Origin of the sequence: Haloarcula sp. Atlit-7R (assembly GCF_003666065.1) — an archaeon.
Taxonomy (GTDB): domain Archaea; phylum Halobacteriota; class Halobacteria; order Halobacteriales; family Haloarculaceae; genus Haloarcula; species Haloarcula taiwanensis.
Window position 1 is genome coordinate 467,420 of sequence record NZ_QXIK01000002.1, and the last position, 23,494, is coordinate 490,913.

Here is a 23,494-nt window from a genome sequence, read left to right on the forward strand (position 1 = left end):
CACTGGCTAATACAATGAAGTCCGTCACGCTGTACCGCGCCCCGACGGCGGTCGTCGACGCCGACGCGATCGCCGACTGGCTCGACGCACGGGTCGAGGCCACTGTCTCCGTCCGGGACCGGTTTCTCTCGTTGCATGGCGATTCGGACCTGGCGGAGTCGTTCGCGGAGGCGCGGGTGCTCTCGCCGTACGATCGCGAGACCGGGAACACGATGCTCGGCATCGTCCGCTACGAGGAGCGAGCCATAGAGTCGCCCGAGCGGGCCGGCGGCGTCATCTACGACGGGCTGGCCGTCCAGCGGGCGCTCCACGAGCGACTCCCCGAGTCCGAGCGGTCGCTGGACCACCTCCACGTCCCGCTGTTGGACCGCGTCGTCGGGACCTGGGGCGACCACGACGGCCGCTGGCACAAGCGCGTGCACGTCCTCGGCCAGCCCGCGGTCGTCTCCGTGCCGGGGCTGTACGAGGCCCCCGCAAAGCCCGAGCAGTACTACAAGGAACAGCAGAAACACGCCCTGCTCTCCGGCGGTACGCCGCCCCGCGAGATGCTCGAAAACGAGGTCGAGGGGGAGTTTCTCGTCGAGGACGACCCGCGGACCACCGAGGCGCTCAAGGGCTACGTCCTGCAGGCGTACCACTACCTCGACACGGGCGAGGCGTTCTGTGACGAGGAGACCTGTCGGCTCCACAACCCCCACCGCCAGCCCGGCGTCGTCGCTGCACAGCTACGGAAGCCCGAGTTCTGTCCGGCGCACGCTGAACGGTACCGACCGTAGCGGTTCGGCCCGCGCCCGTCAGGGCACAGTCCCGCTCAGCAGGCCGAGGTATCCCTCGGCGAGCGCCTCGTAGCGCCTGTCGACGGTCAGTTCGGTGAGTCGCTCCCGGGCCGCCCGGACCCGCCGCTCGAACGCGCTGGCGTGTGACCGCCGCGACAGCCGCGTCCCCGGCGCTGAGAGCCGGACGAACCCCTCGAACGCGAGGTTCAGCGGCGTGGCGAGGGCGCTGGGACTCCGCTGGAAGTTCAGCAGGGCGACACGGCCGCCGGGGGCGACGCTGTCACACCACGCATCGACCGCTGCCGCGGGATCCTCGAAGATGCCGGCGACGAACGTCGCAAGCACAGCATCAGCCGCTCGAACTGGGGGGCGAGCGGCATCGGCCTGCACGTAGTGGACGCCTTCACCGGTTCTCCTGCGCCGTTCGCCTGCACGGTCGAGCATTTCCCGCGTCACGTCGATGCCGACGACTCGACCCGCCGGCCCGACTCGCTCGCGGAGGTGAGGGACGTTCGCGCCCGTGCCACAGCCCATTTCCACGACGGTGTCGCCGGGTGCGAGCGCCAGCGCCTCCGCCGTCCTGTCGCGCCATGCCGTCACACCGGGTGCATTCGCTATCCAGTCGTACACCCGCGCCCACCGGCCGTAGAACGACTGCGCGTCGGTCACAGGATTTCGCGGGCCGTTTCAGCGACCGAGACGGCGTCGTCCCCGAGCAGGTACACCACCGGCTCGATTCCCATCGCGCCGGTGTGATAGAGCACGTCGACGCCCGGGTCGTCGGCCAGCGCGGCTGCGACGGCTGGTTCGACGCGCTCCTCGGCGTCGAACTCGACGACGGTCCGGCCCGCCTCTCGCAGCGCGGCCACGACGCCGTCGTCGTACCGGACGTTCAACACCGCGCGGGCGTCGCTCCCGGCGGTCCGCGCCGCCAGCAACAGCGTCGCGACGTGTTCGCTGACGCCGAACTCCGGGTCTGCCGGAATCGTTGCCCGCCCTTTCACGTCGAGAATCCGCCCCGGGACGGCGGCCACGTCCTCGATGCTCTCGGCGTCGGGGAGACACTGGACGAGGTTCGACCCGACCGCCGGGATGAGCGTCGCGAACCCGCTGGTGTTTTCCAACACACTGAGTCCGCGCCGCACCGACGCGAGCGTCCGCTCGGCCGAGCGCAGCTGCGAGTCCGGGTCGTGGACGGCGAACTCGTCGTCGTAGTCGCCCAGTTCCGGGACGGCGTCCTCGTGTATCTGCGCCAGCACGCCGCCCTGTTCGAGTTCGCGGATGAACACCTCCGTTTCGACCAGCGCTTGTACTGGACTCATATCGCCGTCAGCCAGCCCGTCGGCCAGCCGCTCGACCAACTCTTCCAGCCCGCGGTGGGCCAGCAAGTCCTCCTGACGCGCCACGTCGCCGTGGACGTACTTCGAGACCGCACTCTGGCTGATTCCCAGCAGGTCGGCGACTTCGGACTGTGTCAGCCCGCGCTCCCTGAGAGCGTCGGCCAGCAGCGAGCGAAACGTCGGCAGAAAGTCGTCGACGACGATCTCCTCGATGAACCGCATCTATTGGTCGCCTCCGAACTCGCGGTCCCCCTGTATCTTGCTGGCCTGCGGTCCGGACTGGCCTTGGTACTTCGAGCCGCGTTCGGCCCCGTACGGGCGGTCGGCGGGTGTCTTGAGTTCCGTGAAGGTGAGCTGTGAGATCCGCATACCGGGCGTCAGCGCGACCGGCGCGGTGCCGAGGTTCGACAGTTCGAGCGTGATCTGTCCCTCGTAGCCGGGGTCACAGAGTCCGGCGGTCGCATGCACCACAATCGCCAGCCGGCCCAGCGACGAGCGCCCCTCGACGTGGGCGATGAGGTCGTCGGGGATGGCGACGCGCTCGTGGGTTGTCCCCAGTACGAAGTCGCCGGGGTGGAGGATGAACTCCCCGCCCTCCTCGATGATGGTTTCCTCGACGTAGTCTGCGACTTCGTCCTCGGAGTTCGGATGAATACAGGGGATGTTGGCGTGCTGGAACTCCAGGAATTCCCGGCCGAGACGGAGGTCGACACTGGCCGGCTGAATCTGGATGTCCGGGTCGTCGAGCGGCTCGACGACGAGGTCACCCTGCTCCAGCCGTCGGAGAATATCCGCATCTGAGAGTATCATGAGAGTGGCGTTTGCGGCCGCGGGCCTAAACCTCCCGGTTCTCGTAACGGTGGCCGCACCGGTTTCGTGATAGTCGTCACCGAGCACTCCCGACCAGCCGACGGTATCAGGCGACTGTTACTGGTAGCGTCGCGGCGACGACGGCGACGGCGACTGCGGCGTACCTGCTGATTCCGTGGACGACGCGGAGGCCGCTGGCCCACACGTACGCCTGCCAGGCCGCGGTGCCGACCTGTATCGCGAGGAAGGTGAGCCCGGAGAGGCCGGTCTGTAAGGTCCGGACCTGTTCGAGCAGCACCTGTGGCGAGGTGGCGGCGAAATCCGCTCGGGCGGCGAACCCGACGAGCGCCGCCCCGCCGACGGCAGCGCCGACGACCGAGGGGAGCAGGCCCCAGCCCGTCACCTCCAGCGTCGGCCCGAACCCGGCCGAGCCGCCGGCGATTTTCGCGCCGACGTACAGGGAGACGGCGAGGCCGAACCAGACGACGACGAGGCCGACGAGTACAGCGGGGAGTATCTCGGCAGCCTGGTCCCAGATGAGCGACCCGACTTCGACAGTCTGTGTCGCCGGTTCGTCACAGCCCGAGGGGGTTATCCCGGCGACGCCGTCGTCCTCGCAGAACTGGTCGGGCGGGCGCACGGGGTTGTCTATCTCGGTGGTCGCGGTGAACTGGGCGGCAAACAGGCGGAGCGCGAGTCCGACGACGGCCGTCAGGGCCACGGCAGCGCCGAGCGCGAGCCCCGCCCCGCGGACGCCGCCGAGGTCGTCGCGTCGCTGCTCGAAGAACGTCCCGGGGTACAGGAGGACGGTCTGGACGGTGGAGGGCATCTCCGGGGTGTGCTCGGCCACGGCGTATGTACTCTGTGGTATGTGCAACCGTGGAGGGAGTCCGACGGGAGTTTAAGTACGGGTGGCCATGTAAGCATATGAAGCAGGCTATCGTCGCACGGGCCGACATCGGCATGGGCGAGGGCAAGCTCGCCGCCCAGGTTGCCCACGCCTCGCTGTCGGCCTACGAGGACGCCGGCCCGAAACCCCGGAAAGCCTGGAAGGGCGCGGGCCAGAAGAAAGTCGTCCTGAAAGCCACGAGCGAGTCCGAGCTGTTCGAACTCGCGGACGTGGCCGAGCGCGAAGGCCTGCCGCATGCGGTCGTCCGGGACGCCGGCCGCACACAGCTCGACCCGGGAACCGTCACGGCGCTCGCCGTCGGCCCCGCCGAGGACGAGCTGGTGGACCGCGTCACCGGCGACCTGCCGCTGTTCTGAGGGCAGCGGCCCGCGATACGGTTATATAAGAGCAACCCTAACCTCAGGTGAACAACAACACGATACATCATGCAAGGAAACGAACAACAGGCCTACGACCGCGGGATTACCATCTTCTCCCCGGACGGACGCCTCTATCAGGTCGAGTACGCACGAGAAGCCGTCAAGCGCGGAACCGCCAGCGTCGGGGTCCGTACCGAGGACGGCGTGGTCATCGCCGCCGACCGCCACGCCCGGTCGCCGCTCATCGAGCGCGACAGCATCGAGAAGATTCACGAGATTGACTCCCACGTCGGCGTGGCCAGCGCCGGCCACGTGGCCGACGCGCGCCAGCTCATCGACGTAGCTCGTCGTCAGGCCCAGGTCAACCGCCTGCGCTACGACGAGCCGGCTTCCGTCGAGTCGCTGACGAAGGAGATCACAGACTACATTCAGCAGTACACCCAGACCGGCGGCGCGCGCCCGTTCGGTGTCGCGCTGCTGGTCGCCGGTATCGAGGACGGCGAACCGCGCCTCTTCGAGACGGACCCGTCGGGGACGCCCTACGAGTGGCAGGCCGTCGCCATCGGCGGCTCGCGCGAGGACATCCAGTCGTTCCTCGAAGACGAGTACGCCGAGGAGATGGACCTCGAAAGCGGCATCGAACTCGCGCTCCGGGCGCTCGCGTCGGTCAACGAGGAAGGCCTCGACGCCACGGGCGTCGACATCGCCACCATCGACGTGGAGACCGAACAGTTCGAGAAGCTCTCGGAAGACGACATCGCCGAGCGCCTCGAAGAGTTCGAACTCGGAGGTGAGAACTGATGTACGACCCCGAGAACCGGCTGACCGACGCCTACGAGCCCGAGGTCGGGACCCTCCCCAACGAGAGCGAGGGCCGCGACGAGGAGAACGTCGTCAAGACCGGGACCACGACCGTCGGCCTCTCGACCGAGGACGGCGTCATCATCGCCACGGACCGGCGCGCGTCGCTCGGCGGCCGTTTCGTCTCGAACAAGCAGGTCACGAAGGTCGAGCAGATTCACCCGACAGCCGCGATGACGCTGGTCGGCAGCGTCGGCGGGGCCCAGTCGTTCATCCGCTCGCTGCGCGCGGAGGCGGACCTCTACGAGGTGCGCCGCGACGAACCGCTCTCGATTCACGCGCTGGCGACGCTCGCGGGCAACTTCGCCCGCGGCGGCCCGTACTTCGCCATCAACCCCATCGTGGGCGGCGTCGACGAAGAGGGCAGCCACGTCTACAGCGTCGACCCGGCCGGCGGCGTGCTGGAAGACGACTACACCGTCACCGGCTCCGGGACGATGGTCGCGACGGGGACCATCGAAGGGCAGTACGACCCCGAGATGACCCTCGACGAGGCGCGCTCGCTTGCCATCCGCGCGGTCAACGCCGCGGCCGAGCGCGACACCGGCTCCGGCAACGGCGTCGTCATCGCCGAGATCACCGACGAGGGCGTCGAAATCGACGCCTTCGACGACTACGAGTCGGCCGAATAGCTCGGCTCCCTCGGTTTTCGGTTTCTTTGCGGTCCGTTGTTCCCGGCAGTTGCAGCTCAGTCTCGTGGCACGACCCGCATCGGGTACTCCGACTGCCGCATGATGTCCTGTGCGACGCTGCCGAAGATGAGCCGGTCGGTCTGACTCCGCTTGCGGACGCCGATGACGAGTTCGTCGGCGTCGACCTCCGCCGCGATGTCGAAGATATCCGTCGCGGGGCTGTTGCCCCGGATTATCTGGTAGGTCTCGACGGACACCTGGCCGCCCAGCCGGTCCGAGACGACTTCGAGCGCGGCCTTCCCGTCGGCGACCGCCGCCGACGACGTGCTGTCGCCGCCGCGCTGTGAGTTGACCGCGTAGACGCTGTCGTCGGGGTCGAGGACCCCTTCGAGGTACGAACACAGCGTTTCGCTGACTGTCTCCGAGTTCGTCGCGAGCACGAAGGTCTGCATACGAGATGTCCGTCACCCATCATGATAAGTGTGTGTCTTATTGTCACGGACTGTCTGCTCTGCAGACTCTCGCGGTAGTCGGGCTACTCGGTCAGGACCAGCCAGCCGACGGCGAGAAAGACAGCGAGCACGAGTAGAATCGACCCCCAGACGAGCGCCCCGAAGGCCGTCGAGCCCAGCGTAGCTAGCGGGAGCGCGGCCGTCGTGGTCATCGCTCGGACCCCCCGTCGGCCACCGGGTCGTCGAGCGCTCGGACCTCCCGGCCGAGGTCGTCGAGGTCGGCGTCGGCCCCGCCGAGCAGCGTCGCCGCGGCGGTGAGCGCGGCCGAGACCAGCGTCGCGCCGGCGAAGGCGACCAGGAACGACGGCGCTGGCAGCAGACTTCCGATGCCCGGCACGGCGGCGACGAGGCCACGCAGCGATGGGAAGTACGCGAAGCCGACGACCAGGCCCGCAACTCCCGAGACCATCGCGCCCGGCCCAGTGAGTCGCTCGGTGTAGAGGCCGGCGAGGAACGGCACGAAGACGCCGGCGGCAAGCAGGTCGGCCGTCAGGAACAACTGGAGGACGCTGTACCCCTGTGCGCCGATGAACATCGCGGCGAGGGCGACGGCGACGGTCAGCCCCCGCCCGCCGAGCCAGAGGGTCCGCTGGTCGGGGTCGTCGAGCAGTCGGGCGAGGTCGGCCGTGACGACGCTGGCGATGGCGTTGAACATCGTGTCGGCGGAACTCATCACCAGCAACACGGCGAGGACGACGACGGCGAGGGTCACCCACGCCGGGAACGCCTCCGCGACCACGAGGAAGAAGGCGATGCTGGCGGAGCCGGATTCCGTGAGCCCCAGCCCTGCGGCGGCGATGCCGAACAGTCCGGACAGCAGTAGCATCGGGACGACGACGACGGCGGCGATGCCCATTCCGCGGCGGAGGGTACGCTCGCCGTCGGCGGCGTACACCCGCTGCCAGACGCCTTGGTTCAGCATATTCGCGCCCAGCAGAGCGAACGCGACGTACAGGCCGAACTTCAGGCCAGGACCGAACGTCGGGTCGAGCAGCGTCGGGTCGGCCGACACCACCGTCGCGTGGAATTCGCCCGTGCCACCCAGCGAGAGCAGCGCGCCGCCGAAGCCGACGGCCAGAAGCGGCAGGATGACCAGCGTCTGGACGGTGTCGGTGACGATGCTGGCGAGCAGGCCGCCGTATGTCGTGTAGATGAGGACGAAGCCGCCGATGAGCAACGAAGTCTGCCAGAGTGGCACGTCCGCGACGAGTGCGAGCGCGCCGGCGATGCCAGTCATCTCCGCAGCGAGGAAGATGAACATGTAGAACACCGAGACCAGCAGGACGAGCAGGTACATCCCGGAGCCAAAGCGGGCGTAGGCGAACTCAGTCAGCGAGTGGCCCGCGGGCATCACCTCGCGGATGCGAGCGCCGACCGGAATAAAGAGGACGAGCGGGATCGCGCTGCCGATGGCGTAACCCAGTACGGCGGGCAGCCCACCGAAGGCGGCCCCGGCTTCGGCCGGGCTCAGCAGAATCCAGACGCCCATCATCGACGCGATGACGGTCGCAGCGAGGGTTCCGCTGCCGGCCGAGTCACGAGCAGAGATGTACGTTTCCACTGAGTCGATGCGGCCGCGGGCGGCGAAGAGGCCGACGCCGGTGAACACGAGGACGGTCGCCGCCGTCAGGCCGAGAACGACAGCAGAGGAGACCATTTACGAACTCACCTCCCCGGCCGCCGCCGCGCTTTCGTAGGCCGTCTCGAAAAACCGCCGTTCGAGCGCGACCGTGCGGTCGAACAGCGACGCGACGCGGGCCTCTCGCCGCGGGGAGAGCGTCGGGCCGACGGCGTCGAGTTCGCCCCGGAGCCAGTTGACGAAGGCGACGAACGAGTCGACGGCGTGGAGGTCCACCCACTCGGCGAAGTAGAAGGGCAGTCCCATCCCGGCGCTGGGCGGGCCGTCCGGGTCGCCGTGGTCCGCAGCGACCGCTGTCGCCCACGACTCGTATATCCACTCTGCCGGGACGAGGACGGCCAGCGTCTCTGCGTACCCGCCTTCCCGTGCGGTGCGGCCGAGCAGGTCGACGAACGCCGCCGTCGTCGGCGTGGGCTCGGGGTCCTGCCGGCGCGACTCGTCGACCCCCAGTGCGGCAAAGGAGCGCTCGAAGTAGTCGTCTTCGTCATCGGTCACGGTATCGAGGAACTCGACGAGGCGGCGCTTGGCGGTCATGTCCGGGGCCTGCCCGACCGCATGGCCGAACGTCCCGACGAGTTCGCCGACGAAGGCGTAGTCCTGCACCAGGTAGTGTGCGAACGCGTCCTCGTCGAGCGTGCCGGCCCCGAGTTCCTCGATGAATCGGTGGCCGACAGCGTCGTCCCAGTCCGGCTGACTCTGGTCGCGGAGCCACTCGGTGAATCGGGGTTCGTCGGTGCGCTCGGCGTACGCTGAGTACGTCTCGGCTGTCATAGCGCCCACCCTTCTTGCGTGTAGGCCATCTCCCAGAACCGGTGTTCGAGCTTCGCACTCGTCAGAAACGCGTCCTCCATGGCGTCGCGCTGGCCGGGATACCGCTCGCCACAGCGGTCGACGTACGCCCGACACCAGCCCGTCGCCTCGCGGAAGTCATCGCTGGTGTACATCTCGATGAACGGTGTGTACCGGTGTTCGCCGTCAGCCAAATCGGCCATGTGCTCGGCCACGTCGAGATAGCCCTGCATGCAGGGGTACAGCGCAGCAGCAATCTCCGCCTCGTGGCCCTCGTAGGCTGTCCGAACGAGGAAGTTCGTGTACGCCAGACAGGTCGGGGCTTTCTCGGTCGACTCCAGTTCTCGCTCCGAGATACCGTACTCCGACGCGAACTCCCGGTGGAGATCCATCTCGGTATCCAGCACCTGATGGGCGACCCCGAGTAGATGCGTCATCGTCGACTCGTCGTTTGCCGTCGCGCCGGCGAGCGCGAACAGCCGCGCGTAGTCCTGCAGGTACCGGTAGTCCTGTTTCACCCAGTGTTTGAACGCCGACTCGTCGAGCGTCCCGTCGGCCAGTTCGCGGACAAATGGGTGGTCCTTCTGTGCGTCCCAGATGTTCTCGCCGATGTCAAGCAGGTGGTCGCTGAACGCCATTGGTAGCAAATACAACAAACTCCGAGCTAATATATCCTGCTAATACAACTAGGTTGTAAATCCGTAGACGAGCAGTGCGCGCAGTGAGCTACAGGTGCTGCGCGTCTCGGGACCGGTTTCGCTGCTGGCAATCACGACAACGCAGTCGACCGACAGCGTCCGTAGTCCCAACTGCTAAGCGAACTACGCCCCTCACATCCGGCAATGACACTGCAGTTACCGAGCGAAATTGTGGTCGAGCGGTTTCTCCCGACGGCCCGGGCGATGCTCGCCACGAGACTCGACGAGGAGGGCTGGACGCAGCAGGAGATCGCCGACCAACTCGGCGTGACACAGGCCGCAGTGAGCAAATACGGCAGCGGCTCGGTCACCATCGAGGAGCGGTTCCGGGACGACGCCCGGATGCAACAGACCATCGAGCGGATCGCTGACGGCCTGGTCGCGGGCGAGATGGACGAGTACGCGGTGCTGAACGAACTGCTCACCCTGGTACGGGAGTTCGAGGACCGGGGTCCCATCTGTGCGGTCCACGAGGAGGAGATGCCGGCGCTGCAAGGGATGGGCTGTGACCTCTGTGTTCGGGGGACAGACACCGCAGTACAGGCGGAACGGGCTGTGCTGTCGTCAGTCCGGCGAGCCACGCGGCTGCTGGCCGACAACGACGCCGTCGTCGACGCCATCCCGAATGTGGGGATGAACGTCGGCATGGCACTGCCGGACGCCGAAGACGCGCTCGACGTGGCGGCAGTTCCCGGTCGGATTCACAACCTTCGAGGGCGGGTCAACGTGCCGTCGAACCCCGAGTTCGGGGCGTCGGAACACGTCGCCCGGACGATACTGACCGCGATGGCGGTCGATCCCTCGTGCCGAGCGGCGCTCAATCTGACGACTGACGAGGCATTTCTCGATGCTGCCCGGGAACACGGTGTCGAGCCGCTGAAGTTCGACGCCGGCTACGAAGACCGTAACGAACGGCTCGAAGCCACCTTCCGCGAACGCGGCGCTGTTCCGCGTGTCATCTACCACAGCGGTGCGTTCGGTATCGAACCGATAACCTACGTTTTCGGTGAGTCGGCGGTCGAAGCTGCTGAACTGATGATCGAACTTCTCGACGCGGCCGACTCCTGAACTGTTTCGGCCGCCGAAACCGTCAGAACCAGCCGGTCTCGGGGTCGATGGGATTCTCGGGGTCCTCGCCCCGAAGTACCCGGATGACGTCTTCGGCCACGGTCTGTGTCAGTTCGACCCGGGACTCTTCGGAATACCACGCGACGTGGGGACTACAGACAACGCTATCGAGGTCATGAAGCGGTGCGTCTCCGGGCGGTTCTGGCTCGCGCACGTCTAGTCCGGCCCCGCCGAGGTCGCCGCTGACGAGCGCGTCGTACAGCGCCGTTTCGTCGACGAGGCCGCCTCTGGCCGTGTTCACGAGCAGCGCGTCGTCGCGCATCCGGTCGAGCGCGTCCGCGTCGACCATCTCCCGTGTCTCGTCGGTCAGCGGGGCGTGCAGCGAGACGATATCGGAATCGGCCAGCAACGTCTCGAAGGTCACTGACTCGACACCGAGGTCGCCCATCCGGTACTCGGGCACGTACGGGTCGTGGGCGACGACATCGACGTCGAACCCTCGAAGCTTCGCGGCGAAGCGGCTGGCCGACAGTCCACTCCCACTCACCACGCTTGACCGAGCGGTCAAACGTCGGTATCTTCCGCAGGCAAGCCAGCGTGAGCGCGAACGTATGAGTTGACACCTCCTCGACAGAGTAGTCCGGGACATTGACCACCCTCACACCGGCATCGACCGCCGCTCGCACGTCGATGTTGTCCACGCCGATGCCAGCCCGCCCCACCACTTTGAGTGAGTCCCCGGCTTCGACGACCTCGGCTGTGACCTGCGTGCCGGCGTCGACAATTAACGCATCAGCGTCGTTCACTGCGCGCGCGCGACGGCCGCCGGTTCTTTCGCCGCTGTCGTTTCGACGGTCGCTTCAACCGCATCCAGCACTGCCGCCCGTGTCTCTCCGTCCATCACGTTGGTGTCAGAGACGACAACTTTGTGAGACATACTCTGGCTTGCTCTGCCCCGGAAATAAAATCATCTGTCAGGATCGGTTCAGTCATTGAAACCGCGTCACTGTGGCACTACTGCGCCCCGGTAACCGGCACAGAACTGACAGAATAGTAGCAAACTTTTATGATACATTCGCGAGGAGGTGGCAACAGTATGTCGGCTGGTAACACAGGTGAGACAGCGCTCGAACGTATCGGCTATCGACTCTCTGCGTGGGTGGAACGGTGGATGCCAAGCCCGTTCCTGTTCGCGCTCATCCTCAGCTACGTCGTGTTTCTGGCCGGCGTCGGCCTCACCGGCTCCGGCCCCGTGGAGATGGTCCAGTTCTGGTACGACGGCTTCTGGGCCTTCCTGACGTTCTCGATGCAGATGGTCCTCATCCTGATGACGGGCTTCGTTGTGGCGTACCATCCGCGCGTCAATGCCGGCATCCGCCGGCTGACAGAGCTACCCAGCACCGGAAAGCAGGCGGTCGTCCTCGTCGGACTGTTGACGATGCTGCTTGGCTGGGTCCACTGGGGACTGAGCCTCATCCTCGGCGCGATCTTCGCCCGGGAGATGGGCAAGACCGCCCACGAGAACGACATCAACGTCCACTATCCGGTCCTCTGTGTCGCGGGCTACCTCGGTCTCGGTCTCACTTGGCACTGGGGGCTGTCCGGGTCTGCACCGCTCTTGCTCGCGACGGAGGGCAATGAGTTCATTCAGCAGGGCGTCATTGACGTCGTCGTCTCCGCCTCAGAAACCATCTTCCACCCCTACGGCCTCATTCTGACCGGCCTGTCGATAGCCTACGCGCTCGTCGTCCTCTACGTCATCACGCCGACCGGAGACCAGGCGCGGGGCATCACGCATTACATCCCCGAAGACGACCTGTTCGAATCCGCGAGTGACGGCGGCGTGGAAGCAACCGCAACCACCAATCAGGTCCCGGCCGAGCGCATCAACCACAGTCGCGTTCTCGGCGGGATTATCGGCCTGACCGGCATCGCGCTGGTCGCCTCACAGTTCGTCCAGTCCGGCATCGACGCGCTCGGACTGAACATCGTCAACTTCGGCTTCCTGACGATTGGTATCTTCATTTACATGGACCCACAGACCTACCGGGAGAAGTTCGGCGAGGCGGCGACCGCCGCCTCGGGCATCGTGTTGCTCTTTCCGTTCTTCGCCGGCATTCAGGGCATGATGGCCACCTCCGGGCTGGCGCAGTTGATGGCAAACGCGCTCATCTCGGTCTCGACGCCACAGACGTTCCCGGTCATCGCCTGGCTCACCGGCGCGACGGTCAACATCTTTGCTCCCTCCGGCGGCGGCGAGTGGATCATCCTCGGGCCGCCGATTCTCGAAGCCGCGCAGAACCTCGGGGTCCCGGCCGGTCAGGCGACGATGGCCTACGCCGTCGGCGACGCCCACACGAACCTCCTGAACCCTTTCTGGGCGCTGCCGTTGCTCGCTATCACCCGCATCAAGGCCCGGGAGATGTTCGGCTACGCCATTGCAATGTTGCTCGCGCTGACGCCGTTTCTGGCTGTCGTGCTGTTCGTCCTCCCGTACTGAGACGGCAGCGGCGTGACAGCCGAGGCTGATTGCCTCTTCTTCGAGCGTTAAGTTGTTAGAGAAACTGCACTCCGACAATGGCAACTGAGACGGGAGCCGAGGGGGACGTAGATCTTCTCGACTCCTTTCGGCAGTTCTTCGCGCTGGAGCGGGACGTGCTCGTGCTGTCGCTGTCCATGCTGGCATTCAGCCTTGCGTTCCAGATGACCAGCCGGTACGTCCCCGAGTACATGCGGATTCTGGGGGCCAGTGCCGGCGTCATCGGCCTGTACGGGAGCGTCGGGAACCTCATCAGCGCGGTGTACCCCTACCCCGGCGGCGCGGTGTCTGACCGCATCGGCTCGCGGCTGGCACTGACCGCCTTCGCGACGCTGGCGACGGTCGGCTTCGGTATCTGGTATCTCGCTTCGGTCATCGGCGACATCGCGCTTGGAACGGTGACGCTGCCGGCCTGGACGCTCGTGTTCGTCGGCCTGTTTCTGGCACAGGCCTGGAAGTCCTTCGGGCTGGGTGCGACATTCGCTATCGTCAAGCAGAGCGTCCCGCCGGGGCGACTGGCGATGGGATTTGCCAGCACGGAGATGTTCCGCCGCATCGGCTTCCTGCTCGGACCGCTCGCCGCCGCGGCGCTGCTGGCGACGACCGCGACGTTCGTCGAGGGGTTCCAGCGCGTGCTGGCGGTCGCGCTTGCCTGTGGCGTCGTCGCCACTGTCGCTCAGCACGTCCTCTACGACGCCAGCGAGGACACGCTCGGGAAGTCCTTCGAGGGCATCGACCAGATTCTCGCCGACCTGCGGACGATGCCGGCGACGCTCCGCCCGCTGCTGGTCGCCGATACGCTCGTCCGGTTCGCTAACGGCATGGTGTATGTCTTCTTCGTCATCGTCGTCACCGAGTTCCTCGCTGTGGGGTTCACCGGCTTCGGCGTCCAGTTGCGGCCCGACGCCTTCTTTGGCGTCCTGCTCGGCGTCGAGATGGTCGTCGCTATCCTCTCGATGGCCCCCGTCGCAAAACTCACCGAGTGGGCCGGCCTCAAGCCCGCCGTCGCACTGGGCTTTCTCGTCTACGCCGTCTTTCCACTCTTGCTCATCTTCGCACCGGGTGACCAGTGGGTGCTGGTGCTGTTGTTCGCGTTTTCGGGCCTGCGATTTGCCGGCCTGCCCGCTCACAAGGCGCTCATCGTCGGCCCGGCGAAACAGGATACTGGCGGCCGCGTTACCGGGACGTACTATCTGCTTCGGAATACGCTGGTCATCCCCAGCGCTGCGCTCGGTGGCTGGCTGTACGGCAGTGAGTGGGCCGTCGGCGTCGGTGGCGTGACGCTACAGGCCGGCCCCGAACTCGCCTTCGGCGTCGCTACCGCCGTCGGACTGGCCGGCGTCGCCTACTTCGTCGCCTTCGGTCGGGAGTTCGAAGCCTACGAGTAGTCGGGCTTACCACTCCTCGCGGGGCGGGAACTCCTCGCCACAGCGAGGGCAGTACCGCATCGGTGCGCGGGACTCCTGACCGTCCCTGTCGAACGTTATCTCCCGTCCACAGCTCTCACATGCTAGCTTTGGCATCGTGGTGCTCTCGGGTCGCCTGCACAGCCACGACCTGTGCTAGATAGAGTATGTCCCGTGATAACACTAGGTATCGGCTGAGAGACGGACCCACGCCGAGTCCGCAAACGCCAGCCATAAGCGCCGAGCAACGAACTACTCGACCAATGCGAGACGCCCATCCAATCGAGCGAGCGGTCGGCATGGAGTACTACGTCAGCGACGCCGACGGGGTGGGCGGCCGCCTCCGTGCCGCCCCGGCGGACTTCCGGGTTCGGGAACTGGAGGCGTTCGACACCGAGCCGGTCGACGCCGACACCGGCGCGTACCCGCATCTCGTCTTCCGGGCTGAGCTTCGCAACTGGGAGACCAACGACTTCGCCAGCGAACTCTCCGACCGATTGGGGATCTCCCGCGAGCGGGTGTCGTGGGCGGGGACGAAGGACAAGCGCGCGGTCACGACCCAGCTATTCTCGGTGAAAGGCGTCGCGGCCGGGGACCTGCCGGATATCGGCGGCACGGACATCGAAGTTGTCGGCCGCGCCGGCCGCCCCATCCTCTTTGGCGACCTGGCGGGCAACGCCTTCGAAATCGTCGTCCGGGACACCGAGAACGCCAACGCCGCCGCGAGCGTCGTGGCGGACCTCCAGGCGTTCGCCGCCGGGGAGGACCCGACTGCGGGCGAGGACCGCTCCAGCAACGCCGCGCTACCGGCCGGCGACACGACGGTCGGCGTGCCCAACTACTTCGGCCAGCAGCGGTTCGGGTCCCGCCGGCCGGTCACCCACGAGGTTGGGCTGGCCATCGCTCGCGGCGAGTGGGAGGATGCGGTTCTCGCCTACGTCGGGAACCCCCACGACCGCGAACCCGAGTCAACCCGGGAAGCCCGCGCGTACGTCGACGAAACTCACGACTGGGCCGGCGCGCTGGACAGGCTGCCCGGCGCGTTGGGCTACGAGCGCTCCATCTGTCACCGCCTGGTCGAGAACGGGGCCGATGAGCCGACGGATTTCCGTGAGGCGCTAGAAGCGCTACCGTCGAACCTCCAGTCGCTGTTCGTCAACGCCGCACAGTCCTACGTGTTCAACCGCATCCTCTCGGAGCGGCTGGAGCGGGGGCTCCCCTTCGACCGGCCGGTCGAGGGCGACGTGGTCTGTTTCCGGGACAGCGACGCGCCCGAGGACTTCCCGATTCCGGACGCCGACCGCACCCAAGAGGTCACGGCAAAGCGGCTCTCGACCGTCGAGCGTCACTGCGAGCGTGGTCGAGCGTTTGTCACCGCGCCGCTGGTCGGGACCGACACCGACCTCAGCGGCGGCGAGCCGGGCGACATCGCCCGCGGGGTCCTCGACGACCTCGGCCTCGAACGCGGCGATTTCGACCTCCCCGGGGCGTTCGACAGCGACGGGACGCGCCGCGCGATACTGCTCCGGACCGACCTCGGCGTCGACCGTACCGGCGACGACCTGACGTTCACCTTCTCGCTGCCGAAGGGGAGCTACGCGACAGTCGTCCTCCGAGAGTTCCGGAAAGGCGACCCGGCAGAGTGAGCAGTCGCTTGTGGCGCAAGTGACGCGGAATATGCAACGGTTAAGTCCGGCCACACACGCCATCTCGTATGGGCGAGCTACCGGACGAGTTTTCGTGTACCATCACCGACTGGGAGTACATCTACGGCCTCTGTCGAGACGTGGCCGACGACGTGAAGGCCGCCGAGTTCGAGCCCGACGTGGTCGTCGCGCTGGCGCGGGGCGGTTGGTTCGGCGGGCGCTGTCTCTGTGACTTCCTCGGGCTGGACGACCTGGCGAGCCTGAAAGTCGAACACTACGTCGGGACCGCGGCGAAAGGCGAGGAGGCACAGATTAAGTACCCGCTGGCCGACGGCGCGGTCGAAGGCAAGGACGTGCTGGTCGTCGACGACATCGCCGACACCGGCCAGTCAATCGAGACAGCCGCCGAGTGCGTCCGCGACCGAAACCCAAGCAGCGTCCGAACGGCGACGCTCCAGTTGCTCCAGACCAGCGACCACGAACCGGAGTTCGTCGGCGAGCGCCTCGACGAGTGGACCTGGGTCGTCTACCCCTGGAACTTCGTCGAGGACATGGTCGAACTCGTCGCGGGCGTGATGGCAAAGAGCGATCAGCAGACCCACACCGAAGATGACATCCGCCGTCTGCTCCGGGAGTACCACGGCGTTAGCCGGACGAATCTGGAAATCGCACAGCCGAACCGCTTGGGCGAGGTCACGACCGAGATGGAACGGCGGGACGTCGTCAAATCGGTCGGTGACGGCTGGCAACTCACCGACGACTGAGCAGGTCAGCCGCGACAGCCCGGCAGGTATCGCTCACGCTCGCTAGTCCCGACGCCCACTGCCGCTAGGTACAATACACACCGCCGCCGGTCACGATACAAACGCGGTTAACGGCGAGTTCGGCCGTCGTCCCGAACGTACTCTAACGCACTGAGGAACAGTTCTGTGTCGACTCGTTCCTCGGACTCTTCGAGTCGTTCACGAATTTTCGTTGGAGTCATGTGTGTTGGTAACATGGTTCTACATCGGTATAACTCTTTCTCACCTGCTAACACATTCGACGCGAGTGCAGGTCTGACACGGCAGCAGGGCCGCCCGGTGGGCCGCCAAAACCATCACACGGGAACACCCCGTTGAGGGAATATATTTAATACCCTGCTCACCCAACAGAAACCATGGCCGCTTACGGCCGGCCGTCACTTCGAGACCTGTTCGATGAATCACCGACGCCGCACATCGCGCATCCACCGCGGAGTCACCATCGAGACTTCTACATCGCCACAGACGGGTCGTTCAGACCCCACAACGGCACCACATCACCCGACAGCGAGGCAGCTAGCTCGACCGGCGGACTGGGTGTCGTCGTGGAAACTCTCGACGGTGAGCGCGTCGTCAGGCTATCGGTCCCGGACACCTGCCCCGACAACAACGTTGCGGAGTATCGGGCACTCCATCTGGGGCTCGACGTGCTTGCGAGACGGGCTCCGCCCAACGCCCGCGTCGGCTTACTCATCGACCACGACCAGCTCGCTGAGAACGTGAACGCGGAGGTACTGGCCTCTCACGGCTCCGCCTACGACCCACCACACTCCGTGTCGGTCCCGCCGGCGACAGGGCTGCACTGGCGCGGGATTCAGGCACGTATCAACGGGTTCGGCGAGGTCCGCGCCGCACGGATTTCCGGCGACCGCAACCCCGCGCATCCGCTCGCGAACGCGCCCGACCAGTACGCCCACGTCAACGGCGAACCGGACCGGTGTGTCCTCCCCGACGCGCCGACCGTGAACGAACGCGTCCCGCCGCCGTCGCGTGCCGAGCGCGGCGGGGCATCGGACTGACGGCATCCGGTCGGTCCCACCGACCGGCGGCCCCCTGTTCTCTCGAATCGTTGCCGACAGCGCCGCGTCGCCATCTGGTTCTCTCCGGCCCTGCCCCCGAGTTCGGGATACTAACATACGGCGACGATTCTGCGAGATTCGACAGCCACGGTGAGAGCGTGTCGTAGCGAGCGGCTCTAGGGTGCTGTACCGGTCCTGTTTCACAGTAGATGATCTCTATAAGTTATGCAGATAGCGTAGCGAGTGGCCGAGTACGTTTGGGTAACGTCACACAGACCAAATTTTATGTATTAGAAATGGGATAGTATACGGTGGGAGGTGAGCTACGTTGAGTACCAGAACTGACGGACCCGACGGTTTCAGCGGACAGTACGTCGAGCAGCTGTTGCCGCGTCAGTCGCCGACGCGGCACGACCTCGTCCTCGCCGTCATCCCCGCGGTGTTTGTCCTCACACTCGCCGCCGCGGTCGTTCTGGGCCTCTCGTTGCAGGCGGCGATAACCGGCGCGTCGCTCGTCGGCGCCGTGGCGGTCGTCGACGCGCTCTTCCTCCACCCGCCGACCCGCGGCCGACGGCGAGGCGATACGTGACATCGCGTTCCGGCGACAGGCCTGAACGCTACGTTTTTTTCGGACGGATGATTCCGACCTAACTCGAAAAAAGCAGTCGCCTGTCCGTTACTCCTGTTGCGCGTCGACGACAGCGACGCCGGCGAGGTTCACGATGTCCTTGACCTCGTCGCCGCGCTGGAGGACGTGGACCGGCTTGTCCATGCCGACGAGCATCGGCCCGATGGCCTCAGCGCCGCCAAGCCGCTGGAGGAGCTTGTAGCCGATGTTCCCGGCTTCGAGGTTGGGGAACACGAGGACGTTCGCAGGGTCGTCGAGTTCGGAGAACTCGTAGGTGTCCTGCAGGATGTCCTCCACGACGGCGGTGTCGGCCTGCATCTCCCCGTCGACCGGGAAGTCCACGCGGTCGTCGTCCTGCAGGCGGGACACCGCTCGACGAATCTTCTTCGTTCCGAGGTTGTCGACGCTGCCGAAGTTCGAGTACGACAGCATCGCCGCCCGCGGTTCGACGTTGAACCGGCGGGCCAGTTCCCCCGTGTGGCGGGTGACCTCCTCCAGCACGTCCGCGTCGGGGGCCTGATTCACGGTGGTGTCGGCACAGAAGATGACGCGGTTCTTGAACGTCAGCATGTAGACGCCGGCCGCGTAGTTGGCGTCGTCGGCCGTGCCGATGACCTGCAGCGGCGGCCGCAGCGCCGAGGGGTAGTGGTGGGTCAGGCCGGTCAGCATCGCGTCGGCGTCGCCCATCTCGACCATGACGCTGCCGAGGTAGTTCCCGTCCCGAATGAGCTCGTCGGCCTCGCGGCGCGTGACGCCCTTGCGCTGGCGGAGTTCGTACAGCCGGTCGGCGTAGTCGGCCACGTCGGCCGTCTCAGGGTCGACGACGACGGGGTCGAACTCAAGCCCGAACTTCCGGCGCGTGGACTCGATGCGGTCGGCGTCGCCGATGAGTATCGGCTCGGCGATACCCTGTTCGACCAGCTGGTAGGCCGCGCGGATCATCTTCTCGTCGTGGCCCTCAGCGAGCACGACTCGCTGGGGGTCGCTCTTGGCTTTGTTGAGCACGACGCGCATCATCTCGCGGGACTTGCCAAGCCGGGCTTCGAGTTCCTCGACGTAGGCCTCCGTATCGATTTCCGTCCGTGCCGCGCCGCTCTCGATGGCGGCCTCGGCGACCGCGGGCGTCACCTCGAACAGGACCCGCGGGTCCAGCGGTTTCGGAATGATGTAGTCCGGGCCGAATTGCAGCGGCTGGTCGCCGTAAGCCTTGACGACCTCGTCGGGCACATCCTGCTTGGCGAGGTCGGCCAGCGCTCGGGCCGCTGCCACCTTCATCTCCTCGTTGATTTCGGTCGCTCGCACGTCGAGCGCGCCGCGGAAAATAAACGGGAACCCGAGGACGTTGTTGACCTGATTCGGGTAGTCTGAACGACCGGTCGCCATGATAACCGTGTCGTCACGGGCGGACTTGGCAGACTCGTAGTCGATTTCTGGATCCGGGTTCGCCATCGCGAAGATGATGGGGTCGCTGGCCATCGACTGCACCATCTCCTGGTCGACGATGCCGCCGACTGAGAGCCCGACGAACACGTCGGCCCCGTCCATCGCGTCGGCGAGGCCACCCTCCGGAATATCCCGGGCGAACTCCTGTTTGAACCGGTTGAGTTCCTCGTGGGTCGCCCGCTCCTCAGTGATGATACCCGAGGAGTCACACATTGTGATGTTGTCCTTCGAGACGCCCAGAGAGACGTAGAACTTCGCCGAGGCAATCGCGGACGCTCCGGCCCCGGAGAAGACGACCTCTATGTCCTCCAGTTCCTTCTCGGCGATGTCGGCCGCGTTGACGAGCGCCGCGCCGGAGATGATCGCGGTCCCGTGTTGGTCATCGTGGAACACCGGGATGTCGAGTTTCTCGCTGAGTCGGCGCTCGACTTCGAAACACTCCGGGGCGGCAATGTCTTCCAGGTTGATACCGCCGAAGGTCGGTTCCATCGCCGCCACCGTCTGTATCATCGCCTCAGCGTTGTCCGTGTCCAGTTCCACGTCGAACACGTCGATGTCGGCGAACCGCTTGAACAGCACGCCCTTGCCTTCCATGACCGGCTTCCCGGCCTCCGGACCGATGTCGCCCAGGCCGAGCACGGCGGACCCGTCGGAGACGACGCCGACGAGGTTCCCCTTCGCGGTGTACTCAAAGGCCCGCTCGGGGTCTTCGTCTATCTCCTTACACGGTGCGGCCACGCCGGGCGAGTACGCCAGCGAGAGGTCACGTTGGGTGTTCGTCGGCTTTGTTGTCGCAATCTCTATCTTCCCCGGCGGCTTGCTCCGGTGGTACTCCAGTGCGTCCTCGTCAAGTCCCATACCCGGATGTCGAACCCAACTGTAAAAAAGACAAGTTTACCGTCAACGGACGAGCGGTACAACGACGGTTGTCGAATACCGGCCGGTTGCAGCGGATTTTGCCCCGGTTGTATCCCATCAATTGGAAAATATCCACTGCCGAGACAGCGTCGTGCTGGACCGCCGTTGGCCCTCAGTTCGCGTTCGTGAGTTCGCCGACTCGGTCGGTCAGTTCGGTGACTGCGTCTTCCTGCTGGTCGGTCGCCTCGACGATCTCCTTCGTCGCCGCTTCGGCCTCTCGAGCGTGGTTCTGCGCGTCTTCGACCATCGAAGTCACGTTCTCGATAGCGCTCGCCTGATCGTCGTTGGCGTCGGCGACTTCCTGGATACCACTCGTCGCCTCCTCGACGGCGTCGGAAATCTCGTCCAGCGCATCCAGCGCGTCCTCAATCTCGGACTCCGCACGCTCGACCTGCTCGTGTGATGTCTCGACCATTTCGGCTGTCTCGGTCGCCTGTTCCTGAATCGAAGTAATGCTCGTCGAGATCTCGGAGGCGTATTCGCTTGTCTCGTTCGCGAGCGTTTTCACCTCGTCGGCCACGACAGCGAACCCGCTCCCGCTTTCACCGGCCCTGGCCGCTTCGATGTTGGCGTTCAGCGCGAGCATGTTCGTCTGCTCGGCCACGTCGGCGATGATCTCGACAATCTCGCTGACTTCGTCCATCTGGTCGTCGAGGTCGGTGACGGTGTCCACGAGGTCCTCGCTCGTCTCGGCGAGCCCGTCGGTAACGTCCATGACAGCTTCGCCGGCGTCTGACCCGTCTTCCGCGGCCGCCTTCGCGCGCTGTGCCGCCGAGGCCACTTCGCTGGACGTTGCGGCGACCTCCTCCATCCCGGCCCCGATGTTCTGGATGTTGTCAGCCGCCTGCGTGAGGGAGTCCGTCTGTTCGGTAACCCGACTTTCGACAGCCTCTGCGGACGAATTCGCCTGTTCGATAGTGACCGCGAGTTGCTGTGCCTGCTCGTCCACCTGGTCCGCCAACTCCTCGACCTGTTCTGCCATATCGTTGAGCGACCCGATGACTTCGTACAGCTGATCGTCGACGTACTCGCCGCCGTCGGTCCGGTCGAACGACGCCCGGGCGTCGAGGCGGCCGTTCTTGAGTGCAGCCATGGTCGATTTGACCTCATCGACTAGGTCCGTCACCGCCTCGTGGCGCTTGGCCTCATCAGTCCGGTCCTGGACCATCTCGACAACCGCGGTGAGTTCGTCGTCCTCGTCGTAGATGGGGGCGGCGCTGAACGAGATGTTGCGCTCGTTTCCGTGCTGGTCGGCCATCACGCTCCTATCGCGGTACAGCGTGAAGTCCTCGTCTTCGACCTTTGGCACGTCGTACTTCCTGTGGGTCGTTTCCGGTGCGTCGAGGACCTTGTCGGCGAGGGTCTTCCCGCGTCGACCGTCCGGATAGAACGCCATGCTCGCCATCTCCATCTCCTTTGCTTCGGCCTCGGAGACACCAGTCAGGTTTTCGATCGAACTGTTCCAGCTGCGGATATCACCGTTCGTATCCAGAACAAAGAGCGGCGTCCCGATATGCTGCAGTACGTCGTGGTAGTCGAACCCATCGGTAGCGCTGCTTTCTGCTGTAGCGTCAGTGAAGGCGTCGATACCGGCCTGGGTAACAGACTGTGTTGTTTCCAGCCCTTCGTGAAGCTCCGCCTCGACAGTGTCGATAGCATTCTGTGCATCCGGGCCGAGTTCGTCCCGAAGCTGTTCGAACGCACTTTCGACGAGCGATTCCGTGACAAAGCCCTGGGTGGCGATAAACTCACGCTGGCTTATGCCGGCGGTTTCGTAGTCGTCAATCAGCGCCCGGAGTTCGTCAGGTTCGAGTTCGAACTGCCGCTCGACGTGCTGTGTCCCGATAGCGGCCGTATCTTGGTCGTCGAAGCGGTCAGTGAGGCGTGGCGAGTTCGGGTCAAGGGCGTCGGCCAGAAAGCGAGCTTGTCCGTCACTCGCGACGAATCCGCCGTCCGCCCGTCTGGCCGCAGCGTCCGGAGAACGGGACCGCTGGCCGTAGAGATAGGTGCGGATCTGTTCGAACATAGGGTGGTTATGTTACATTGGCTAACAGCTGTAGATAAAGATGACTCCGAGAGTATCAGTAAAGATAATTGTGCTCGGTGGCCGAGCGCGAAAAGAGAGCATAAGTACGTGCAACCGAAGGTCTAGATATGACCACCCGTTTCCGCCGACTGGTGGCGACGACGACGGTGCTGACGTTCGCACTCATCCTGCTCGGCGTGTACACCGGTGCTATCGGTGCCGGGCTGACCTGTGAGGCACGCTGGCCGTTCTGTGACGGCTGGATGGGGCTGTTCCCCGCAAACTGGGCGAGTTTCGTCGAGTGGTTTCACCGTTTAGTCGCAATGATCACTGGCTTTGGCATCCTCGGTTCGACGATCGCCGCGTGGCGCGGTGAGTACAGCCGGCGGATCAAACTCGCGACAGGTGTCGCCACGGTCGTGCTCCCGGTGCAGATTCTCCTTGGCGCGAACACTATCTTCAACTTCGGTGCCACGGCGCAGGTACTCCACCACGGGGCCGCACAGCTTATCTTCGGTGCGATGGTCGCGGCGACGGCGTGGGCCTACACCGATACGGCGGAGTCGCCGTCGGTACAATCGACCGAGACCCAGCACACAGCACGCGCTGACGATTGAACACGTGTCCCACCTCTGTGGGTAACACGTAAGATATATTCCGGTCTGTCGTGTG

Annotated in this window: 26 protein-coding genes; 12 read left to right on the top strand and 14 right to left on the bottom strand. The window is 65.5% G+C overall.

The features are described from left to right. Positions 1-14 precede the first annotated feature (14 nt). Positions 15-776 carry a DUF7001 family protein gene (locus tag D3D01_RS06305; protein ID WP_121511610.1) on the top strand — a complete coding sequence of 254 codons (762 nt, stop codon included), beginning with the start codon at positions 15-17 and terminating at the stop codon, positions 774-776. An 18-nt stretch (positions 777-794) separates the two neighbouring features. Here D3D01_RS06305 and D3D01_RS06310 read toward each other — a convergent pair whose 3' ends face one another. The 4 genes from D3D01_RS06310 to D3D01_RS06325 form a co-directional block, all read right to left on the bottom strand. After that, positions 795-1,445, bottom strand: coding sequence for a class I SAM-dependent methyltransferase (locus tag D3D01_RS06310; RefSeq protein ID WP_121511611.1), 651 nt, complete (start codon positions 1,443-1,445; stop codon positions 795-797). Further along, positions 1,442-2,338: a thiamine-phosphate synthase family protein gene (locus D3D01_RS06315; protein ID WP_121511612.1), complete on the bottom strand. Its 897-nt coding sequence runs from the start codon at positions 2,336-2,338 to the stop codon at positions 1,442-1,444. The genes D3D01_RS06310 and D3D01_RS06315 overlap by 4 nt, the downstream gene beginning before the upstream one ends. Beyond that, positions 2,339-2,926, bottom strand: a complete 588-nt coding sequence (dcd, locus tag D3D01_RS06320) for a dCTP deaminase (RefSeq protein WP_101350714.1) — start codon at positions 2,924-2,926, stop codon at positions 2,339-2,341. It lies immediately after the preceding gene. A gap of 106 nt (positions 2,927-3,032) precedes the next feature. Further along, positions 3,033-3,755 carry a YIP1 family protein gene (locus tag D3D01_RS06325; protein ID WP_233563244.1) on the bottom strand — a complete coding sequence of 241 codons (723 nt, stop codon included), beginning with the start codon at positions 3,753-3,755 and terminating at the stop codon, positions 3,033-3,035. Positions 3,756-3,853: 98 nt separating this feature from the next. Between D3D01_RS06325 and pth2 the strand changes: the two genes are divergently transcribed. From pth2 to psmB, 3 genes are all read left to right on the top strand, one after another. Further along, complete coding sequence (gene pth2 / locus D3D01_RS06330; RefSeq protein WP_101350712.1) at positions 3,854-4,192, top strand: peptidyl-tRNA hydrolase Pth2; 339 nt, start codon at positions 3,854-3,856, stop codon at positions 4,190-4,192. A 69-nt stretch (positions 4,193-4,261) separates the two neighbouring features. Further along, positions 4,262-4,996: an archaeal proteasome endopeptidase complex subunit alpha gene (psmA, locus tag D3D01_RS06335; protein WP_121511614.1), complete on the top strand. Its 735-nt coding sequence runs from the start codon at positions 4,262-4,264 to the stop codon at positions 4,994-4,996. Then, complete coding sequence (gene psmB / locus D3D01_RS06340; protein WP_121511615.1) at positions 4,996-5,688, top strand: archaeal proteasome endopeptidase complex subunit beta; 693 nt, start codon at positions 4,996-4,998, stop codon at positions 5,686-5,688. The genes psmA and psmB overlap by 1 nt, the downstream gene beginning before the upstream one ends. A gap of 56 nt (positions 5,689-5,744) precedes the next feature. Here psmB and D3D01_RS06345 read toward each other — a convergent pair whose 3' ends face one another. The 5 genes from D3D01_RS06345 to tenA form a co-directional block, all read right to left on the bottom strand. After that, positions 5,745-6,140: a universal stress protein gene (locus D3D01_RS06345; RefSeq protein WP_121511616.1), complete on the bottom strand. Its 396-nt coding sequence runs from the start codon at positions 6,138-6,140 to the stop codon at positions 5,745-5,747. A gap of 83 nt (positions 6,141-6,223) precedes the next feature. Further along, entirely contained in the window at positions 6,224-6,352 is a 129-nt protein-coding gene (locus tag D3D01_RS24795) for a hypothetical protein (protein WP_255410417.1), read from the bottom strand. Beyond that, positions 6,349-7,857 carry a sodium:proline symporter gene (locus D3D01_RS06350; RefSeq protein ID WP_121511617.1) on the bottom strand — a complete coding sequence of 503 codons (1,509 nt, stop codon included), beginning with the start codon at positions 7,855-7,857 and terminating at the stop codon, positions 6,349-6,351. Before D3D01_RS06350 ends, D3D01_RS24795 begins: the two co-directional genes overlap by 4 nt. Then, on the bottom strand, positions 7,858-8,610 hold the full coding sequence (locus D3D01_RS06355; protein ID WP_121511618.1) for a TenA family protein: 753 nt from the start codon (positions 8,608-8,610) through the stop codon (positions 7,858-7,860). It abuts the gene before it with no gap. After that, positions 8,607-9,266, bottom strand: a complete 660-nt coding sequence (gene tenA, locus D3D01_RS06360) for a thiaminase II (RefSeq protein WP_121511619.1) — start codon at positions 9,264-9,266, stop codon at positions 8,607-8,609. The genes D3D01_RS06355 and tenA overlap by 4 nt, the downstream gene beginning before the upstream one ends. A gap of 204 nt (positions 9,267-9,470) precedes the next feature. Here tenA and D3D01_RS06365 point away from each other — a divergent pair, with 204 nt between their 5' ends. Continuing rightward, a complete protein-coding gene (locus D3D01_RS06365) occupies positions 9,471-10,394 on the top strand; it encodes a thiamine-phosphate synthase family protein (protein ID WP_101350705.1) in 924 nt (307 codons plus the stop codon). 22 nt (positions 10,395-10,416) lie between these two features. Here the strand turns inward: D3D01_RS06365 and D3D01_RS06370 are convergent, their stop codons facing one another. After that, the gene (locus tag D3D01_RS06370; RefSeq protein WP_121511620.1) at positions 10,417-11,043 is read right to left on the bottom strand and encodes an NAD(P)-dependent oxidoreductase; all 627 of its coding nucleotides are present in this window, start codon (positions 11,041-11,043) and stop codon (positions 10,417-10,419) included. A 153-nt stretch (positions 11,044-11,196) separates the two neighbouring features. Then, the gene (locus tag D3D01_RS24800) at positions 11,197-11,331 is read right to left on the bottom strand and encodes a hypothetical protein (protein WP_255410418.1); all 135 of its coding nucleotides are present in this window, start codon (positions 11,329-11,331) and stop codon (positions 11,197-11,199) included. A 159-nt stretch (positions 11,332-11,490) separates the two neighbouring features. Between D3D01_RS24800 and D3D01_RS06375 the strand changes: the two genes are divergently transcribed. Continuing rightward, positions 11,491-12,894, top strand: coding sequence for a short-chain fatty acid transporter (locus D3D01_RS06375; RefSeq protein ID WP_053967526.1), 1,404 nt, complete (start codon positions 11,491-11,493; stop codon positions 12,892-12,894). Between the two features lie 77 nt (positions 12,895-12,971). Beyond that, the gene (locus D3D01_RS06380) at positions 12,972-14,321 is read left to right on the top strand and encodes an MFS transporter (protein ID WP_121511621.1); all 1,350 of its coding nucleotides are present in this window, start codon (positions 12,972-12,974) and stop codon (positions 14,319-14,321) included. Positions 14,322-14,327: 6 nt separating this feature from the next. On the opposite strand, the gene D3D01_RS24805 is transcribed toward D3D01_RS06380, so the two are convergent. After that, on the bottom strand, positions 14,328-14,456 hold the full coding sequence (locus D3D01_RS24805) for a hypothetical protein (RefSeq protein ID WP_255410195.1): 129 nt from the start codon (positions 14,454-14,456) through the stop codon (positions 14,328-14,330). Between the two features lie 146 nt (positions 14,457-14,602). Between D3D01_RS24805 and truD the strand changes: the two genes are divergently transcribed. From truD to D3D01_RS06400, 4 genes are all read left to right on the top strand, one after another. Beyond that, entirely contained in the window at positions 14,603-15,985 is a 1,383-nt protein-coding gene (gene truD, locus D3D01_RS06385; protein WP_121511622.1) for a tRNA pseudouridine(13) synthase TruD, read from the top strand. A 68-nt stretch (positions 15,986-16,053) separates the two neighbouring features. Continuing rightward, positions 16,054-16,749: a phosphoribosyltransferase gene (locus D3D01_RS06390; RefSeq protein WP_101350701.1), complete on the top strand. Its 696-nt coding sequence runs from the start codon at positions 16,054-16,056 to the stop codon at positions 16,747-16,749. A 395-nt stretch (positions 16,750-17,144) separates the two neighbouring features. Beyond that, positions 17,145-17,807, top strand: coding sequence for a ribonuclease H (locus D3D01_RS06395; RefSeq protein ID WP_101350700.1), 663 nt, complete (start codon positions 17,145-17,147; stop codon positions 17,805-17,807). A 328-nt stretch (positions 17,808-18,135) separates the two neighbouring features. Continuing rightward, positions 18,136-18,396 (top strand): hypothetical protein, encoded by a 261-nt coding sequence (locus tag D3D01_RS06400; RefSeq protein WP_101350699.1) that lies wholly within the window; start codon positions 18,136-18,138, stop codon positions 18,394-18,396. Positions 18,397-18,483: 87 nt separating this feature from the next. Here D3D01_RS06400 and D3D01_RS06405 read toward each other — a convergent pair whose 3' ends face one another. Together D3D01_RS06405 and D3D01_RS06410 are read right to left on the bottom strand one after the other, a co-directional pair. After that, positions 18,484-20,736 carry an NADP-dependent malic enzyme gene (locus tag D3D01_RS06405; RefSeq protein ID WP_121511623.1) on the bottom strand — a complete coding sequence of 751 codons (2,253 nt, stop codon included), beginning with the start codon at positions 20,734-20,736 and terminating at the stop codon, positions 18,484-18,486. A 172-nt stretch (positions 20,737-20,908) separates the two neighbouring features. Next, positions 20,909-22,822, bottom strand: coding sequence for a methyl-accepting chemotaxis protein (locus tag D3D01_RS06410; RefSeq protein WP_121511624.1), 1,914 nt, complete (start codon positions 22,820-22,822; stop codon positions 20,909-20,911). 128 nt (positions 22,823-22,950) lie between these two features. On the opposite strand from D3D01_RS06410, the gene D3D01_RS06415 reads away from it, so the two are divergent. Continuing rightward, positions 22,951-23,439, top strand: coding sequence for a COX15/CtaA family protein (locus tag D3D01_RS06415; RefSeq protein WP_053967533.1), 489 nt, complete (start codon positions 22,951-22,953; stop codon positions 23,437-23,439). Positions 23,440-23,494 lie beyond the last annotated feature (55 nt).

Excerpts from the sequence above, each read along its gene's own strand:
- D3D01_RS06305 (WP_121511610.1), top strand. The coding sequence starts at position 15 with ATGAAGTCCGTCACGCTGTACCGCGCCCCGACGGCGGTCGTCGACGCC.
- D3D01_RS06315 (WP_121511612.1), bottom strand. The coding sequence starts at position 2,338 with ATGCGGTTCATCGAGGAGATCGTCGTCGACGACTTTCTGCCGACGTTT.
- dcd (WP_101350714.1), bottom strand. The coding sequence starts at position 2,926 with ATGATACTCTCAGATGCGGATATTCTCCGACGGCTGGAGCAGGGTGAC.
- D3D01_RS06325 (WP_233563244.1), bottom strand. The coding sequence starts at position 3,755 with ATGCCCTCCACCGTCCAGACCGTCCTCCTGTACCCCGGGACGTTCTTC.
- pth2 (WP_101350712.1), top strand. The coding sequence starts at position 3,854 with ATGAAGCAGGCTATCGTCGCACGGGCCGACATCGGCATGGGCGAGGGC.
- psmA (WP_121511614.1), top strand. The coding sequence starts at position 4,262 with ATGCAAGGAAACGAACAACAGGCCTACGACCGCGGGATTACCATCTTC.
- psmB (WP_121511615.1), top strand. The coding sequence starts at position 4,996 with ATGTACGACCCCGAGAACCGGCTGACCGACGCCTACGAGCCCGAGGTC.
- D3D01_RS06345 (WP_121511616.1), bottom strand. The coding sequence starts at position 6,140 with ATGCAGACCTTCGTGCTCGCGACGAACTCGGAGACAGTCAGCGAAACG.
- D3D01_RS24795 (WP_255410417.1), bottom strand. The coding sequence starts at position 6,352 with ATGACCACGACGGCCGCGCTCCCGCTAGCTACGCTGGGCTCGACGGCC.
- D3D01_RS06350 (WP_121511617.1), bottom strand. The coding sequence starts at position 7,857 with ATGGTCTCCTCTGCTGTCGTTCTCGGCCTGACGGCGGCGACCGTCCTC.
- D3D01_RS06355 (WP_121511618.1), bottom strand. The coding sequence starts at position 8,610 with ATGACAGCCGAGACGTACTCAGCGTACGCCGAGCGCACCGACGAACCC.
- tenA (WP_121511619.1), bottom strand. The coding sequence starts at position 9,266 with ATGGCGTTCAGCGACCACCTGCTTGACATCGGCGAGAACATCTGGGAC.
- D3D01_RS06365 (WP_101350705.1), top strand. The coding sequence starts at position 9,471 with ATGACACTGCAGTTACCGAGCGAAATTGTGGTCGAGCGGTTTCTCCCG.
- D3D01_RS06370 (WP_121511620.1), bottom strand. The coding sequence starts at position 11,043 with ATGTCCCGGACTACTCTGTCGAGGAGGTGTCAACTCATACGTTCGCGC.
- D3D01_RS24800 (WP_255410418.1), bottom strand. The coding sequence starts at position 11,331 with ATGTCTCACAAAGTTGTCGTCTCTGACACCAACGTGATGGACGGAGAG.
- D3D01_RS06375 (WP_053967526.1), top strand. The coding sequence starts at position 11,491 with ATGTCGGCTGGTAACACAGGTGAGACAGCGCTCGAACGTATCGGCTAT.
- D3D01_RS06380 (WP_121511621.1), top strand. The coding sequence starts at position 12,972 with ATGGCAACTGAGACGGGAGCCGAGGGGGACGTAGATCTTCTCGACTCC.
- D3D01_RS24805 (WP_255410195.1), bottom strand. The coding sequence starts at position 14,456 with ATGCCAAAGCTAGCATGTGAGAGCTGTGGACGGGAGATAACGTTCGAC.
- truD (WP_121511622.1), top strand. The coding sequence starts at position 14,603 with ATGCGAGACGCCCATCCAATCGAGCGAGCGGTCGGCATGGAGTACTAC.
- D3D01_RS06390 (WP_101350701.1), top strand. The coding sequence starts at position 16,054 with ATGGGCGAGCTACCGGACGAGTTTTCGTGTACCATCACCGACTGGGAG.
- D3D01_RS06395 (WP_101350700.1), top strand. The coding sequence starts at position 17,145 with ATGGCCGCTTACGGCCGGCCGTCACTTCGAGACCTGTTCGATGAATCA.
- D3D01_RS06405 (WP_121511623.1), bottom strand. The coding sequence starts at position 20,736 with ATGGGACTTGACGAGGACGCACTGGAGTACCACCGGAGCAAGCCGCCG.
- D3D01_RS06410 (WP_121511624.1), bottom strand. The coding sequence starts at position 22,822 with ATGTTCGAACAGATCCGCACCTATCTCTACGGCCAGCGGTCCCGTTCT.
- D3D01_RS06415 (WP_053967533.1), top strand. The coding sequence starts at position 22,951 with ATGACCACCCGTTTCCGCCGACTGGTGGCGACGACGACGGTGCTGACG.